Source organism: Neobacillus thermocopriae, from assembly GCF_010975035.1.
GTDB lineage: Bacteria > Bacillota > Bacilli > Bacillales > Cytobacillaceae > Neobacillus > Neobacillus thermocopriae.
In genome coordinates this window covers 26,886-42,491 of the sequence record NZ_JAAIUV010000007.1, presented here as the reverse complement: position 1 = coordinate 42,491, position 15,606 = coordinate 26,886, and the positions used below count along the sequence as shown (strand labels likewise).

General features: G+C 37.2%; 18 protein-coding genes and 1 riboswitch. Of the genes, 3 read left to right on the top strand and 15 right to left on the bottom strand.

What is annotated here, in order from left to right:
- The 7 genes from G4Z05_RS06330 to G4Z05_RS06300 form a co-directional block, all read right to left on the bottom strand.
- Entirely contained in the window at window positions 1-1,032 is a 1,032-nt protein-coding gene (locus tag G4Z05_RS06330; protein WP_163251033.1) for a Gfo/Idh/MocA family protein, read from the bottom strand.
- Between the two features lie 27 nt (window positions 1,033-1,059).
- Complete coding sequence (locus G4Z05_RS06325; protein WP_163251032.1) at window positions 1,060-1,788, bottom strand: ThuA domain-containing protein; 729 nt, start codon at window positions 1,786-1,788, stop codon at window positions 1,060-1,062.
- Window positions 1,789-1,867: 79 nt separating this feature from the next.
- The gene (locus G4Z05_RS06320; RefSeq protein ID WP_163251031.1) at window positions 1,868-2,911 is read right to left on the bottom strand and encodes a LacI family DNA-binding transcriptional regulator; all 1,044 of its coding nucleotides are present in this window, start codon (window positions 2,909-2,911) and stop codon (window positions 1,868-1,870) included.
- A gap of 90 nt (window positions 2,912-3,001) precedes the next feature.
- Window positions 3,002-3,820 (bottom strand): carbohydrate ABC transporter permease, encoded by an 819-nt coding sequence (locus G4Z05_RS06315; protein WP_163251030.1) that lies wholly within the window; start codon window positions 3,818-3,820, stop codon window positions 3,002-3,004.
- Window positions 3,820-4,680 carry a carbohydrate ABC transporter permease gene (locus G4Z05_RS06310; RefSeq protein ID WP_038539416.1) on the bottom strand — a complete coding sequence of 287 codons (861 nt, stop codon included), beginning with the start codon at window positions 4,678-4,680 and terminating at the stop codon, window positions 3,820-3,822. The genes G4Z05_RS06315 and G4Z05_RS06310 overlap by 1 nt, the downstream gene beginning before the upstream one ends.
- Window positions 4,681-4,867: 187 nt before the next feature.
- Window positions 4,868-6,166: an ABC transporter substrate-binding protein gene (locus tag G4Z05_RS06305; protein ID WP_163251029.1), complete on the bottom strand. Its 1,299-nt coding sequence runs from the start codon at window positions 6,164-6,166 to the stop codon at window positions 4,868-4,870.
- A gap of 330 nt (window positions 6,167-6,496) precedes the next feature.
- Window positions 6,497-6,889: a globin domain-containing protein gene (locus G4Z05_RS06300; RefSeq protein ID WP_038539410.1), complete on the bottom strand. Its 393-nt coding sequence runs from the start codon at window positions 6,887-6,889 to the stop codon at window positions 6,497-6,499.
- Between the two features lie 258 nt (window positions 6,890-7,147).
- A riboswitch (PreQ1 riboswitch) is annotated at window positions 7,148-7,192 on the top strand.
- Between the two features lie 24 nt (window positions 7,193-7,216).
- Here G4Z05_RS06300 and G4Z05_RS06295 point away from each other — a divergent pair.
- Complete coding sequence (locus G4Z05_RS06295) at window positions 7,217-7,735, top strand: QueT transporter family protein (RefSeq protein WP_163251104.1); 519 nt, start codon at window positions 7,217-7,219, stop codon at window positions 7,733-7,735.
- 150 nt (window positions 7,736-7,885) lie between these two features.
- Complete coding sequence (locus G4Z05_RS06290; RefSeq protein WP_240465330.1) at window positions 7,886-8,413, top strand: DinB family protein; 528 nt, start codon at window positions 7,886-7,888, stop codon at window positions 8,411-8,413.
- A gap of 116 nt (window positions 8,414-8,529) precedes the next feature.
- On the opposite strand, the gene G4Z05_RS06285 is transcribed toward G4Z05_RS06290, so the two are convergent.
- Entirely contained in the window at window positions 8,530-9,144 is a 615-nt protein-coding gene (locus G4Z05_RS06285; protein ID WP_240465329.1) for an exonuclease domain-containing protein, read from the bottom strand.
- Between the two features lie 262 nt (window positions 9,145-9,406).
- Between G4Z05_RS06285 and G4Z05_RS06280 the strand changes: the two genes are divergently transcribed.
- Window positions 9,407-9,916 carry a DoxX family membrane protein gene (locus tag G4Z05_RS06280; RefSeq protein WP_163251027.1) on the top strand — a complete coding sequence of 170 codons (510 nt, stop codon included), beginning with the start codon at window positions 9,407-9,409 and terminating at the stop codon, window positions 9,914-9,916.
- Window positions 9,917-9,976: 60 nt separating this feature from the next.
- On the opposite strand, the gene G4Z05_RS06275 is transcribed toward G4Z05_RS06280, so the two are convergent.
- The 7 genes from G4Z05_RS06275 to G4Z05_RS06245 form a co-directional block, all read right to left on the bottom strand.
- Complete coding sequence (locus tag G4Z05_RS06275; protein WP_163251026.1) at window positions 9,977-10,198, bottom strand: hypothetical protein; 222 nt, start codon at window positions 10,196-10,198, stop codon at window positions 9,977-9,979.
- Window positions 10,199-10,337: 139 nt separating this feature from the next.
- Window positions 10,338-11,354 (bottom strand): 4-hydroxy-2-oxovalerate aldolase, encoded by a 1,017-nt coding sequence (gene dmpG / locus G4Z05_RS06270; RefSeq protein ID WP_163251025.1) that lies wholly within the window; start codon window positions 11,352-11,354, stop codon window positions 10,338-10,340.
- Window positions 11,355-11,375: 21 nt separating this feature from the next.
- The gene (locus G4Z05_RS06265; RefSeq protein ID WP_163251024.1) at window positions 11,376-12,260 is read right to left on the bottom strand and encodes an acetaldehyde dehydrogenase (acetylating); all 885 of its coding nucleotides are present in this window, start codon (window positions 12,258-12,260) and stop codon (window positions 11,376-11,378) included.
- Between the two features lie 41 nt (window positions 12,261-12,301).
- Complete coding sequence (locus tag G4Z05_RS06260; RefSeq protein ID WP_163251023.1) at window positions 12,302-13,081, bottom strand: IclR family transcriptional regulator; 780 nt, start codon at window positions 13,079-13,081, stop codon at window positions 12,302-12,304.
- A gap of 140 nt (window positions 13,082-13,221) precedes the next feature.
- Window positions 13,222-14,448, bottom strand: a complete 1,227-nt coding sequence (locus tag G4Z05_RS06255) for a cation:proton antiporter (protein ID WP_163251022.1) — start codon at window positions 14,446-14,448, stop codon at window positions 13,222-13,224.
- Window positions 14,449-14,952: a cation:proton antiporter regulatory subunit gene (locus G4Z05_RS06250; protein WP_163251021.1), complete on the bottom strand. Its 504-nt coding sequence runs from the start codon at window positions 14,950-14,952 to the stop codon at window positions 14,449-14,451.
- Window positions 14,953-14,993: 41 nt separating this feature from the next.
- Window positions 14,994-15,560, bottom strand: a complete 567-nt coding sequence (locus G4Z05_RS06245) for a tyrosine-type recombinase/integrase (protein ID WP_163251020.1) — start codon at window positions 15,558-15,560, stop codon at window positions 14,994-14,996.
- Between the last annotated feature and the right edge of the window lie 46 nt (window positions 15,561-15,606).

Below are 15,606 nucleotides of genomic sequence, written 5' to 3'. Positions count from 1 at the left end.
TTACACCTGACTTACTTTTGTAATTTTTTTACTTTCATTTGATTCAATGGCAGCGATAATTACCTCTAATGATTTCTTACCTTCCTCACCACTTATTAGAGGGACCGTATCCGTTTCAATCGAATGAACGAAATGTTCAATCACATGGCTATTTTTTTGCCCGCCCTCCTCATTCGATTGAATCTTTCCTAGTTCATAACGAACAACTTCACCATTTTTATATTGAACGACTAAAGAATAGTTTGGATCATCCTCTAATCGTAAAATAGCTTTTTCACCATAAATAATTGTTGAATTATCCTCACCTGCGGTATAAGCCCAACTTGCAGCAAGTGTTCCAATTATTCCGTTTTCGGTTTTTAAGATGAAGACAGCATTATCATCAACGTCACTGTTTTCTTTGGCACTTGTTTCTACAAAACTTGCCACTTCAACAAATTCTTCCCCTAATAAATATCGGAGCAAGTCAACTTTATGTACCCCTAAGTCTCCCATTGCACCGATAAAGGCCAAATCCTTTTTAAAGAACCAACTTTCTTTCCCGTCTGCACTCCAAGATTCTGGCCCTCCGTGACCAAATGCCGTTCTAAAACTATAAATCTTTCCTACTTCTCCGTTTTCAATCAATTGCCGTGCTTTCACATGTGAAGGGACAAAACGCTGATTATGGGCAATCATTAATTTCTTGTTATTTTTCTTCGCCACTTCGATCATTTGCTCTGCCTCTTCACTTGAAGTAGCCATTGGTTTTTCACATAATACATGGCAACCTGCATTTAACGCCGCAATAGTTACAGGAGCATGAAGGGCATTTGGAAGACAAACACTTACCGCATCGATTTTTTCATTCGCCAATAACTCTTCATAACTTGTATAAGCTTTTGCATTGTATTTTTCCGCCATTTCTTTTGCGCGACTTTCAACAATATCGCATACCGCTGCAATTTCTACTGCAGGATGTGCATCATATTCTACTAGATGACGATGTCTAGCAATACTTCCACAACCAATAACAGCTACTTTTAATGTCATATTCCTCTCTCCTTTTCTATAATTCTATTAAACCGTCGCTTTGTCTGAGATGGTTTCCAATGGCTTTGCGTTTCCGTATACAGGTGTTGCCGTTTCAGCTGGTTTTACCCAATTGACTCCATTTTTTATAACACGTTGAATTTCTTTATTGTGATAGGTTTTATAGGTTTCATGTCCAGGACGGAAGTAGAAAATTTTCCCTTTTCCACGTTTATATGTGCAGCCACTACGAAATACTTCTCCACCTTCAAACCAACTGATAAAAATAAGCTCATCTGGTGTTGGAATATCAAAATGTTCGCCATACATTTCTTCTTGTTCTAATTCAATATATTGCCCAATCCCTTCAGCAATTGGGTGCGTTGGATCAACAACCCAAATTCGCTCTTTCTCATTAGCCTCACGCCACTTTAAATCACAGGATGTTCCCATCAGTTTTTTGAAGATTTTAGAAAAGTGACCTGAGTGTAAAACAACTAGGCCCATGCCTTCTAATACCCGTTTATACACTTTTTCAACAATTTCATCTTTTACTTCATCATGGGCTTTATGTCCCCACCAAACTAAAACATCGGTTTCTTTTAATACTTCATCTGTTAACCCATGTTCTGGTTCATCCAATGTGGCTGTTTTTACATTTACATGCTCATCTTTTAAAAATTCAGCGATTGTACCATGGATACCATTCGGATAATTTTCTGCAACCACTGGATTTGTCTTTTCATGACGGTTTTCATTCCATACTAATACATTCATTTTTATTAACCCCTTTTTCATTAAGAAATTTCCACATAAAGCAAACGTTTGCATTAAAGAATGCAATTTTCCTTATCGTTTAATTTTTACTAGAGTCCTCTTTCGTTAAATCAATGCATGACTCTCTTTCAACAATGACTGCAGGAATAATCACTCGTTTATTAACCATGGTTGGATCTTTAATCTCTTCGATTAAACATTTAGCTGATTGATAACCTAACTGAAAAGTTTGGATATCCACTGATGTCATAGGCGGTGTAGAAAGTCTAGAAATCATGGTATTGTTAAAATTGACAATACTTATTTGTTCCGGAATTTTAATATTACGTTCTCTTAAAGCTAAAAGTACCACTAAAGCATTTAAGTCATCTGTAATCACTAATGCAGTAGGAGGTTCTTTTAAGTTTAGTAGTTCATCGACAGCCTGTGCTCCTTGTTCCCGGTTGTATGAAATATGCTTAATATATTCATTATTCGCTTTAATCCCATTTTCACTTAGTGCTGCCAAATATCCATTTAATCGATCTTTTGAAACTTCGAATCTAAGGTCTCCACCAATTAAACCAATTCGTTGATGACCTCGTTTAATAATAAATTCTGTGGCATCTTTAGCAGCTTGAAAATTATCATTGTCCACATACATAATGTTTGGTGAATCCAAAATCGGCTTCCCTAATACAACAAATGGAATTTTTGAGTTGATAAGAAAGGAAACCAATTGGTCATCTTTTTTCGAATACAAGACGATGACCCCATCTACTTTTTTCCCTTGCACCATCTTAACCGTATCTTGAAAAATATCTTCCTCTGACTCTCCAGTTGCAATACACATGCTATACCCTTGTTTATGACAATAAGCACTTATGCCGGTTAATACTTCTGGAAATACAGGGTTTTGAAGGGATTGGCTTATGGAATTTTTCATCACAATCCCAATGGTCTGTGTGGATCTTTGAACTAAAGTCCTTGCATTCAGATTCAGATGATAGCCCATTTCTTCCATAATTTTACGGACTTTCCGTTTAGTTTTTTCACTAATATTGGGACTATCCGATATGACACGTGAGACAGTAGAGGGAGAAACATTTGCTTTTTTTGCGACATCCTTGATTGTAACTGACACCACTCTTCCCTCCCCTCATTTTTAGAAATAAGTCAGATTATCTGTTCTCATACAAGCTAGTATGAAACTTTCAAACATGTTCCATGTATGCTATTTGACGGCACCTTCGGAAACCCCTTTGATAATTTGCTTCTGAGCAAAGAAATAGGCAATAATGACAGGAATAATGGCTATTGTTAATCCCGCTAATGCTAAATGCCATTGTTTTGTAAACTGACCAAAGAAAAAGAACATTTTCAATGGAATGGTGGCAGATTCTTCTTTTAGTACAAGAGATGGTAATAAAAAGTCATTCCAAATCCAGATGATATTAAGAATCCCTACCGTTACAGATATTGGTTTTAATAATGGGAAAATAATATGCCAAAATACTTGGAATTTATTAGCCCCATCAATATATGCCGCCTCATCAAGTGAATTGGAAATCCCATTCATCGCACCATGGTATAAAAAGATTGATAAGCTGCTTCCGAATCCTAGATACATAAAGATCAATCCTGCACTATTTAGCATATCTGCTTGACCAAAAAGAGAAACAAGCGGAATCATGACAGATTGGAATGGGATAAGCATAGCACCTACAAACAAGAAAAAGATAAACCCACTTAATTTACTTTTATTTCTTGCTAATGCATATCCCGCCATGGATGAAAAGATGATGATGATCCCTACTCCTAATATAGAGATGATTAAGGAATTCATTAAAGAATGAATAAAATCTAAATGATAAAAGGCCTCAACAAAGTTCTCCATCGTAAATTCTTCAGGCAATCCTAATACGTCGGAAAAAATTTCCCTTTTTGTTTTAAACGCGTTTACAACCATTAAATAAAAAGGGGAAAGCCATAAAAGGGCTAGCAAAAGGCCGAATATTTCAAGGATAATGCGATTTCTTTTCTTCTTCTGCATTACATTTCGACCTCCCGTTTTTTATTATAATAAACCTGTGTTAACGCGACTGTTGCCACAAGAATTAAGAAAATGATCCCCTTTGATTGAGCAAACGCCATTTGATTATCATTAAAAGCTGTCTTGTAAATTTCCATTGCCACCATCTGTGTGGAATTAAATGGTCCACCACCCGTTAATGACAAGTTTTGGTCGTATATTTTAAAGGAGTGTGATACAGTCAGGAACATACTTACCGTGAAAGCAGGTGCAACTAATGGGAAAGTAATGTTTTTAAAGCGCTGGAAGCTATTTGCCCCATCAATTTCAGCTGCTTCCATTAAGTCCTTCGGTATATTCTCCAAATAGGCAATGTAAATAATCATAATATAGCCAGCCCATTGCCAGCAGTTTAAAATCACAAGTCCCCAAAAGCCTGTTTCTGTATCAGATAACCAGCCTTTCAAAGCTTCAATACCCAGCAAATCACCGATTCCACTAAATGCACTTACAAAAATAAATTGCCAAATAAATCCTAAAATAAGTCCACCAATTAGGTTGGGCATGAAAAATATTGTCCGTAAGAAGTTACTAGTTTTCATTCCTTGTGTCACTAACAAGGCAAGTCCTAAACCTAGAACATTTAGTAAAATCACTGATACAACAGCAAATTTAATAGTGAACCACAATGATGCTCTGAATTCTTCGTCCTTAAATAAATCAATATAGTTGGCAAACCCTAAAAATTCGGTAGCGGTCAGACCATTCCAGTTGGTGAAAGAATAATAAATTCCAAAAAGTAATGGGATAATGACGACAAGGCCTAACCCTAATAGGACCGGCGTCAAAAATATCCAAAATGATATATCCCGATTTCTCACCTAAACCCCCCCTGTACTAATTCCCGATCGATTATAAGAATAATTGTCGCACCTTTGGCAAATAGAAAATAATCATCACTAGTTTTTAATAGCTAACGAAGCAACTATTACTGCTTCGTTAGCTAGCCTGTATTCATTTGAGGGTCAAACTTAAGCGTTTGTCTGCTTTATTGACATTTTCTTCTGGTTATTGACGTGATTTTTCCCAAGCTTCTTGGGCTTTTTTAATTGCTTCGTCCCAAGTACTTTCACCACTTAAATATTTCTGCATATTTACAGCTAATACCCCTTCTTGCCATCCAGTTGGTGATCCTAAGAATACCCAACCAATGGTATTACCTTCAGACGCATATTTGTAAATTTCTTTTGAAAGTGGATCAGCAATTTTAGATGTGTCATAACCTTCATATGCCGGGATAAATTTAAAGTCTTCCAATACAGCTTTTTTACCAGCATCAGAAGTATACATCCAGTCTAAAAATTCCTTAGCAGCTGTTACTTCTTTTTCATCACTCTTCTTATTTACAGCCCAATACATCGGAACTCCTACAGGTAATTTACCTTCAAAACCTTCAACTGGGATTGGAACGAAACCAATATTTTTTTCTGCAAATTCAGGATCGATATCATAGATAGAGTTGTATGTCCAGTTCCCTTGTTGAATCATGGCAACTTTTCCCAATGAGAATAATTGTTCTACTTGTTGAGAATAATCAAGACTTAATACAGGTTGAACTGAGTACTTCGCTTGTAAATCAAGCATTCTTTTCAATTCTTCAGATTTAGTAAATGGAGCAGATTTGGCATTAAATGCTTCAACAACACTATGATTAAAATCAGGTGCCATGAAAACGTTTGCTAAATGGTTACCAATAACCCATTGTTCTTTAGCCGCTAAGGCAAATACTGCTTCAATGCCTAACTCTTTCTTTTTACTATCTAAAGTTTTTACTGCCTTTTCTAGATCTTCATATGTTTTGATAGAAGCCGGGTCAATTCCAGCCTTTTTAAATACTTTCTTGTTGTAAATATAGCCATATCCTTCTTGATTAAATGGCAATCCAAGAACTTCCTCGCCATCCTTCACACTATCAAGAGTTCCTTCAAGGGCTGCTTTTGCTGCTTTTGTTTCTGACAGGTCCGCAAGATACTCTCTATAGTTTTGGACATCTGATGGTCCACCTACATTAAAGATGTCAGGTTCATCGCCAGAAGAGAAGGCTGCTTTTAAAGCTGCACCATAGTCATTACCACCACCAACAGTTTTTACATTGATCTTTATATCAGGATGTTCCTTTTCATATTGCTTCACAAGGTCCTCAAATTGTTTTTTAAATTCAACCTTAAATTGGAAAATATCAACCGTTACTTTTTCCCCACTACTGGCTTTCTCTTTATCATCGCCTGTACCACCGCATGCTCCCAATACAACACTTGATGCTAACAATGTTGATAAAAGACCAGCATACCACTTTTTCCCCTTCATTTCTTTTCCTCCTAATAAACTAGTAATTTTTAATCGTTTCTCATGAATTCGTTTGCATTAATTCATGAAAAAATATCACTATAAGCAAACGCTTCCAAATAAAAGTAATAAAAAATCTATTAAGTATTAGGTAAAGTATATGAATAAAATCTATTCAAATTTACGAAAACGTTTGCATTATGTGATTGATTTAATATTACCATAGCCTACCTATACGTACAAGAATTTTCAGATATTTTTTATATAAATCTATTTGCTTCATTCCATAAAATTCCTAAAATAAAAAAAGATTCCCGTTCCTTCCTGAAGAAGTGACGAGAATCCTGTTAATTACTCCTTATCTGGACTGTTCACCATGATGGCAGCTACTTGTGTCAATCGATCATAGAAGGCTTGACCAGCAGGATTTTTATCTAGACCGATTTCTTCAAATGCTTCCTTCATGCAACGAAGCCAACATTGGGCTCTTTTTGGTGTGATTTCAAATGGCAAATGGCGCTCTCTCATAGCTGGTGGTCCAAATTCTTGACTGTATAGGGGAGGTCCTCCTAAAAATTGCGGCAGGAACATGCGCTGCTTTCGCTTGATTTCTTCCATATCCCCTTCAAATAATGGCGCTAAATCGGGGTCGGCGTAAACGCGCGGATAAAATGCGTCAACCAGTTTGTCTATGGTTTCTTGTCCACCAATCTCCGTGTAAAGTGATTTAAAAGGGTATTCCAATTTTTTCACCCCCCTCTTTCATTTTCTCCTTTTTTTCATTATAAAGACTTGCTTTGTGAAGTTTTGTGATTTAAATCACGTTTTTGTTTTGACAACCATTGGCAGCCCTTTTCGATTAAGGTTACCATTCATACTATTGCCTTATACTTATCATCCCAATGAAATGGATTCATACTTAGGTATTCGAATTTATTTTTACCAAAATTGTGTCATTGACCCATATTTCCTTTTATATTAATATATTAGCTTGTGAATAATGATAAAGTGGTTCGAAACCATCCCACTATAAAAAACTAAGGAGAATTTCATATGGAAAATACAACAAACATGTTAAATGCTCGTCAAACAACGAGCAGAGAAGGCAGCAAGGTACGTAGTATTGTTGTGAACGGAATTGTGGCGGCATTGTATATTGCCGTTTCAGCCATGATTGCACCATTTGGGTTTACACAAGTTCAGTTCCGTGTTTCGGAAATATTTAACCATCTCATCGTTTTCAACAAAAAGTACCTATACGGGATTATTTTAGGTGTATTTTTAACGAACCTATTCTTTTCCCCGATGATGGCCTATGACCTCATTTTCGGTGTTGGCCAATCTTTACTTGCATTGACCATAACAATCGTTTCTGCGCGCTATGTTCAAAGCATTTGGAAACGAATGATGATTAATACACTTGTATTTACGTTTACCATGTTCTTGATTGCACTTGAACTTCATTTAGCATTTGATCTACCATTCCTATTTACTTGGTTAACTACGGCCGCGGGTGAATTTGTTGTATTGGCTGTCGGCATGCCAATTATGTACCTCATTCATAAACGCGTCCGTTTTGAAAAAATATGAAAATAAGAAGTAAGAGCTGTTGCTTAGGTGAACAAACCGGGTAGCGGCTTTTTTTATGGTAATTTTTTGAAAGAAGGACTACAATGAAGTTAATCCTACATAAATGAGGATGTTCGATGATTGATAAAATTGATGAGAGGGGAGAGGATTTTGTTGCTTCAACGTCCAGAGGTTAATGAGTACCCAGACTACTATGTTCCGTATGTATCATTAGTACCTGAAGGGGATTTGATTCCAATTCTTCAAGAAAATCTTAAGAAAATGATGGATCTTTTTGACCGAATTTCGGAAGAAGACAGTCATTACCGTTATGGGGAAGGGAAATGGAGTATTAAAGAAGTCCTTGGTCACATTACAGATACTGAAAGAATCATGAGCTACCGGCTCATGCGCATCGGTCGCGGCGACAAAACACCTTTGGCAGGATTTGACGAGGAATTCTTTGTCAATCATTCTAAAGTCAATGAATTGCCTGTAAAGAAAATCCTTGATGACTTTATTGCCACAAGAAAAGCCACCATTACTTTAATAGAAAACATGCCAACTGAGGCTTGGACAAACGAAGGGAACGCCAATAACACCAAGGTCACTACCCGAGCGATCGCTTACATTCTTGCCGGCCATGAAATTCACCACCGCCATATCATTGAAAAAAGATACTTATCAAACATTAAATAATGAGCATATTCTCCTTTCCTCGTGAGGCAAACATTTTTTCTATGATTTTCTATGTCTATTAAAATAAGGCTCAAATAGAAATAAACCGCCATGCAGCAAACGGCATGACGGTTTTCTTATCCCAATTTTGCTCTTGATGCAGCTGGCTTGTATTTTCTCATTGGACCGTATTCTAATATTTCCTGAAGATATAAGTTCCCTTTTGGGCTCCTTTTTTTAAGCAATTCCATTAAATATGTAATATCATCCATCGCTCTATGTGTTTGAATATGGGTGATTTCATGGGCTTCAAGCAGCGTAATTAATTTTCCATTAGGGAAACCATATTGCTTCCATGGTACATTCCTCATCGTACAATACCACTTCATGTCATTAACCTCTGGATACATATGGTATAGAAAACTACGGTCAAAGGAAGCATTATGGGCAAATACCGCATCTGCCCTATGAAAATAGGTTCTTATTTTTACATCACTGAATCTCTTTCCACGCACAAGTTCATAGGGGATACCATGGACTTGAAAGGCCCTATCATAATTTCTACGAGCTGAATCCGATATCGGCTCCCTTAAAAAAGAATCTTCATCTAAAACTTCTATGATTTCACCTGTATCCTCTCGATAAGTAAAAAGCTTTAAAGCAAGTTCAATGACCTCATCTGTAGTTGGGCCTAAACCTGTCGTTTCCACATCCAACAATAATCCATAGCACTCCTGATTCCTCAATGCCATCATCCTTCAATCGAAAATTTCCTTTATTATATCAAATATTCCCTTACCATCCTATAGAGACACCATTACATGAATACTATTAAACACTGGAAATACATGATGTTGACCTATCTATTTTTCATGACCATTGAACTGTAACAAAATGTTCAAGTCTTTTTGACTAATATGTGAAATAGTGAACATAATCGTCTCCATTTAAGAAACATTTGCTATATTAATAGTGTAATAAATAACTTACTCTTCATTAAGGAGATGTATTCATATGTTTAACACATTTCTAAGGGAAAACAAAATTGCCGCTGGTATTTTAACCGTATTGCGTTTATATCTTGGATATTCTTGGTTCACAGCAGGTCTGGGAAAAATAACTGGTGGATTTGACGCTTCTGGTTTTTTGAAAAATGCCGTTGCCAATCCGGTGAAAGGTCCTGACGGAAGCGTTGTTTATGGTTGGTATGTAGATTTCTTACAAGGCTTTGCCTTACCTAATGTTGAACTCTTCAACTTTCTCATTCCTTGGGGTGAAACATTAGTTGGTTTGGGATTACTATTAGGTTGCTTAACCACTGCTGCGATGTTCTTTGGCTTAGTGATGAACTTCTCTTTCTTCCTCGCAGGAACGGTTTCTCACAACCCAACGGACATTTTCCTAGGATTCATCATCTTAGCTGCAGGCTATAATGCTGGTCGCTACGGATTAGATCGCTGGGTCGTACCATTTATTCGTAAAACAACATGGAAAACAGATTATCGAGTAAAACAAAATGCTTAACATCCAAAAAATACGCCTCTATCGCATTTCGCGAATGAGGCGTTTTATTGTTTAGTTCGATTAAAAGCGATTATTTTTCATTAAATCCTCTTTATTCACCAACCAGTTTGTTACCTGTGTAAGGATGGTAAAAGCCAAAAAGAAATTCATAGCCCATATATTGACAAACGGGGCAATTCCACCAAATTCAATGGTTACATAGCCTTTTAGTTTCATGACTATCATCGACTCAATAAAAACCAAGAAAAAACCAATTACCCCTGAAACCGCCGCTAGTAACATTCCATTTCCCCCTGTTACACTCCTATTTAGAAAAAAGTTTGGCAAAATGATGACTTATAATTCCATTATATCGTTATTGGTTTATTAACTAAAGGAATTGCTTCTCAAAAATTCAGGGAAATTACATAGTGTATTGACATTAAATGGAGATAGCCTTGGACTTCGCGATTTCAGCTGCGACATCTACAATCATGTCTTCTTGCCCCCCAACCACTTTTCGCTTACCAAGTTCTATTAAAATATCACGGGAATCAATTCCAAATTTGGCCGCGGCCCGTTTAGCATGGAGAGCAAAACTTGAGTATACACCCGCATATCCCAATGTAAGGCTGTCCCTTGTAATTTCCTGCGGTGTTTGTAAAATAGGGGCGATAATATCTTCAGCTAGATCCATCATTTTATACAAATCTACCCCTGTCTTGATTCCCATACGGTCTAGAACGGCGACAAGCACCTCTGTTTGCGTATTGCCAGCACCAGCTCCTAAGCAACGAACACTGCCGTCAATGCGAGTAGCCCCCTCCTTAATAGCAGCAAGTGTATTGGCCATCGCCAGAGATAAATTATTATGGCCGTGAAAACCTACATTTACTCCGATCGATTGTTTAAGAGCACGAATTCTTTCGGCAACTTGATCCGGAAGCAAATAACCGGCCGAATCAACCACATAAACGGTATCCGCCCCGTAGCTCTCCATTAATTTTGCCTGTTCTACCAATTTTTCAATAGGAGCCATGTGAGCCATCATTAAAAACCCGACTGTTTCCATCCCTAAATCTTTAGCGGCATGTATATGCTGTAAAGCAACATCTGCCTCGGTCACATGAGTAGCAATACGCGCCATTTTCGCTCCTAATTTGGCCGCTTCTTTCAGTTCTTTTACCGTCCCAATACCCGGAAGAAGGAGAACCGCAATTTTTGAACGGTCGGCCACAGTTACAGCTGCCTCAATTAATTCCATTTCATTTGTACGGGAAAGACCATACTGTAAGGATGAGCCGGCTAGTCCATCGCCATGGGATATTTCAATATATGGAACACCTGCATCATTTAACGCCTTGGCTACTTTTCTTACCTGTTCAACCGTATATTGATGTGAGATCGCATGGCTCCCATCACGTAAGGCGACTTCCGTGATATAAATATCTCTAGTCATGTTCTAGTTATCTCCTTTCTATTACACTAGCTGTTTGGCTAATTGATTTTTGGCGAATTCTTCTGCTACCTTTACCCCTGCTGCTGTCATAATATCGAGATTGCCAGAGTATTTCGGCAAATAATCACCCGCACCTTCGACTTCAAGGAAGATAGTAATTTTATTGCCGTCAATGATAGGGTCTGTCCGTAGGCGGTATCCAGGAACATACGATTGAACGTTTTTTTCCATTTGTTTAATGGATTCAACGATTTTTGCTTCATCCATCGTTCCCTCTTCAACAAGAGCATAAACTGTGTTTCTCATTAAAATGGGCGGTTCGGCTGGATTTAAAATGATAATGGCTTTCCCTTTCTTTGCACCGCCAATCTCTACAATTCCCCGTGACGTCGTTTCGGTAAACTCATCGATGTTTGCCCTAGTTCCTGGCCCTGCGCTCCGACTTGAGATCGTAGCCACGATTTCGGCATATTCAACCGGACTCACCCGATTTACTGCGTGTACCATCGGAATCGTTGCTTGACCACCACATGTAATGAGATTGATATTATCTGCGTCCAAATTTGTCCCCATGTTGACAGCTGGAACAACAAACGGTCCTCTTGCTGCCGGCGTCATATCAATGACTTTTTTCCCCGCTTTTTTTAATAGCTTTGCATGGCGGATATGTGCTTTTGCTGAGGTGGCGTCAAACACAATATCCGCGAGTTCTGGACGTTCAAGAAATCCTTCAATTCCTGTATCAATAGCAGTGTATCCTAATTCTCTGGCACGTTTTAACCCCTCTGACTCTGGGTCAATTCCAATGACTGAGGTAAGCTCCAATACATCGGAACGCCCAAGCTTCATCATTAGATCTGTTCCAATATTCCCTGAACCTAGAATTGCTACTTTTACTTTCGCCAAATCCATTCTCCTCCTCTAAACTTATTAAACATAATCCAACCCTACACATGTGCAGGTTTTTGTTGATAACCCATATTTCGTGAAATCATTGCCGCCGCTTCTTTAATCCGTCGAATAATTTCCGTCTGCCTTTCATCTCCCATCCTAAATTTTGGAGCGGCACAACTAATAGCAGCTATCGCCTTGCCATGATGGTCAAATATAGGAGCGGCGACACATTTAAGCCCCAGTTCAATTTCTTCATCATCTGTTGCATAGCCTTGTTCTCGAATGGTTTGTAAATGCTTTTTGATTTCCTCTTTATCTGTCATAGTGAATTCTGTATACGGTTTCAATTCAGTGTTAGATAAAAGTCTTTCCATTTCTTCCTCATCTTGAAAGGCAAGAATTGATTTTCCGACACCTGTACAATGAATCGGTGCTTTCTTGCCTACCTGTGAATAAATTCTTATCGCCTGTGGTCCTTCCATTTTTTCAACATAAATCACTTCTCCCCGTTCAAAAACGACAAGATGAACAGTTTCTTTCAGATCATCTACCAATTCTTTTATAATTGGACGGGCTAATTTACTTAAGTCAAACTGGTCACTAACCTTGTTTCCTAGTTCAAACAACTTCAACCCCAATTTGTATTTCAGGTTATTTGGATTTTGCTTCAAATACCCTCTATACTCAAGTGTCTTAATAATGCCATGAACCGTACTTTTGGATAATCCGAGCCTATCGCTCATTTCCTTCAAACTAAGTTCTTCGGAAGAAGTTAAAAACAATTCAAGAACATCTGCAGCTCTTTCAATGGATTGAATAAGACGTTCAGTCATACACTTTCCCTTTCTATTCGACATTATCGAATTATGTTCGTAAGTTTTATAAATATTGTAATTATTTTACCTTTTATCCAAATTTTCTGTCAATAAAACAGGTGTTCCAATTTTTTGGAACACCTTCGTCATTATGCCCATTAGTCCCCAGGCACTTCTATTTTTTTTCTTTCTGTTTCCTTTTTCCATTTAAAAATCTTATTTAAATATTTGTAAATAGTTTTACTTTCTTTCGCCATAAGCGGACCTGCTATCGCCAAAATAAGAACATATAAAGCTGTAAAAGGAGTTAGGATCGTATTCAATCCTGCAGTAACTCCTAAGTTTGCTACAATAATCGAAAACTCTCCACGAGCCATAATGGTTAAACCAATATTAGTAGACGCCTTATGAGATAGCCCCGCTCTTCTACCAGAAATTATACCCGCAACAAAATTCCCAATAATGGTTACTAAAGCTGCACCTAATGCTAACCAAATTGCATCCGCTAATGTTGCTGGATCAATGCTTAATCCAAAACTGAAGAAGAAAATAGCTCCAAAGAAGTCCCTAAAAGGAACAACCAAATGTTCAATGCGATCGCGATGCTCTGTTTCAGAGAAAACTAAACCTAGTAAAAGAGCACCGATCGCTTCAGCGACATGAAGCGTTTCCGAAAATCCAGCAACAAAAAACAATATGGCAAAAATCACGATGATAAAAATCTCGTCAGATTTAATATTTAACCATTTATTTAGTAATGGAGCACCTTTTCGGGCAATAACAAAAAACATGAGCATATAACCAACTGAAATAATTACAGACGTGAAAATACCGAGGAAAGAAGTAGTGCCCGCTAGTAATACACCTGACATGGTCGTTAAAAATAAAGCGAGGAAAATATCGTCAAATAAAATGATACCAAGGACTAGTTCTGTTTCTGGATTGGCTGTTCTTTTTAAATCAACAAGAACTTTCGCCACAATGGCACTGGATGAGACACTAAGAAGTCCAGCAATAATCAGGGCTTCGATCCATGGCATACCAACTATGAAACCATATAAAAGTCCCAAAACAAAATTAATAGCTACATAGATACTGCCACCTACCACTATGTTTCGTCCTGATTTCATTAGTTTGCCGACCGAAAATTCTAGCCCTAAATAGAATAGTAGAAATAATACACCAATTCTTCCTAAAAATGTAATAATATCATTACTTTCAATAAAGGTTAGATCAATGATCCCTATCTGTGGGGCATGTGGACCCACTAACATCCCTAAAATGATTAAAAATGGGATAATGGAAAACTTCAGCTTGTTTGCAATAATGGATCCAAATGCCACAAGGATAAGAGCAGTGCCGACTTCCAATACTAAATCATTCATCTATACTCCTCCCCCCTTATTAGATAATAGTTGACTAATTAATTCCTTTATTTGATGCCGCTCTCCCGAAAAGACTAATGTGTCACCTACCTCAATAACCGTTTCAGGACCTGGGTTATGCGTTTTCTTGGTGTTCTTTTTCTTAATGGCAATCACGGTAACGCCAAAGTTATTTCGAATATCAATTTCTCCAATTGTTTTATTAACTGCCGGTGCATTAGGTTCAACTTGAAACCATTCTATTAATAAATCATCAAAGGCAAAGTCAACCGTTTCTAATGCTTTAGGTTTATAGGACATGCCACCTAAGATGCCTGCAATTTGTCTTGCCTCAGAATCGGATAATGTAACATTGCTAAGCACTTCATCTTGATCATCTGAATCAAAATGATAGATTTCTCGTCGACCATCATCATGGATAACAATCACTATTTTTTCTTGATTCTTTGTTGTAATTTCAAATTTACATCCAATACCTGGAAGTTCCCTTTCTCTAATATTCATGATTTAAATCCTCCTTTTATTATTTAGGTTTAGTTTTATTCTTATAGGTTTACATCAATTTCTGTTCTAATTTTTTCATCTTTAGAAATTCCAAGATACTTAAGAGTTTCTGATGGAGTAGCATGATTAAAATATTTTTGAAGCAATGATATGGCAACTCCGCGTTTATAGGCATGATATCCAAAAGTTTTTCTCATTGAATTCGTTCCAATTTTCCCCTTTATACCAACGGCTTCTGCCGCTTGATGAATGATACGGTAGGCCTGTTGCCGGGTAATCGGTTTTTGTGTTTTTGAGGACTTAAATAAATAATCACCTTTGTTTAAATGATTGGCTTCAATAAAGTGGAGAACAGCCTTTTTTACTTTTTGATTAAGATAAATTTCTTTAGGACTTTTTAATTCATTATTGGTAAGCAGAAAAAAATCCTTTACACAGTTTTCGCTCTCTAGAACATCACCTACCTTAATGTCCAATAGTTCATTAATCTTTAGGCCTGTATTAATTCCGAATACAAAGAGAACATAATCTCTTTCAGAATGCTTTTTTAAATATCTTTTTATGGCATTAATTTGCTTGATGTCTCTTAGAGCCTCAACATACTCCATCTAATAGTACCCCTTAAATTCATGTTACTCAATATAAGTATACAAT

Coding starts and splice junctions, on each gene's coding strand:
- G4Z05_RS06330 (WP_163251033.1), bottom strand. CDS start 1,032: ATGACATTAAAAGTAGCTGTTATTGGTTGTGGAAGTATTGCTAGACAT.
- G4Z05_RS06325 (WP_163251032.1), bottom strand. CDS start 1,788: ATGAATGTATTAGTATGGAATGAAAACCGTCATGAAAAGACAAATCCA.
- G4Z05_RS06315 (WP_163251030.1), bottom strand. CDS start 3,820: ATGCAGAAGAAGAAAAGAAATCGCATTATCCTTGAAATATTCGGCCTT.
- G4Z05_RS06305 (WP_163251029.1), bottom strand. CDS start 6,166: ATGAAGGGGAAAAAGTGGTATGCTGGTCTTTTATCAACATTGTTAGCA.
- G4Z05_RS06295 (WP_163251104.1), top strand. CDS start 7,217: ATGTTAAATGCTCGTCAAACAACGAGCAGAGAAGGCAGCAAGGTACGT.
- G4Z05_RS06285 (WP_240465329.1), bottom strand. CDS start 9,144: ATGGCATTGAGGAATCAGGAGTGCTATGGATTATTGTTGGATGTGGAA.
- G4Z05_RS06280 (WP_163251027.1), top strand. CDS start 9,407: ATGTTTAACACATTTCTAAGGGAAAACAAAATTGCCGCTGGTATTTTA.
- G4Z05_RS06275 (WP_163251026.1), bottom strand. CDS start 10,198: ATGTTACTAGCGGCGGTTTCAGGGGTAATTGGTTTTTTCTTGGTTTTT.
- dmpG (WP_163251025.1), bottom strand. CDS start 11,354: ATGACTAGAGATATTTATATCACGGAAGTCGCCTTACGTGATGGGAGC.
- G4Z05_RS06260 (WP_163251023.1), bottom strand. CDS start 13,081: ATGACTGAACGTCTTATTCAATCCATTGAAAGAGCTGCAGATGTTCTT.
- G4Z05_RS06255 (WP_163251022.1), bottom strand. CDS start 14,448: ATGAATGATTTAGTATTGGAAGTCGGCACTGCTCTTATCCTTGTGGCA.
- G4Z05_RS06250 (WP_163251021.1), bottom strand. CDS start 14,952: ATGAATATTAGAGAAAGGGAACTTCCAGGTATTGGATGTAAATTTGAA.
- G4Z05_RS06245 (WP_163251020.1), bottom strand. CDS start 15,560: ATGGAGTATGTTGAGGCTCTAAGAGACATCAAGCAAATTAATGCCATA.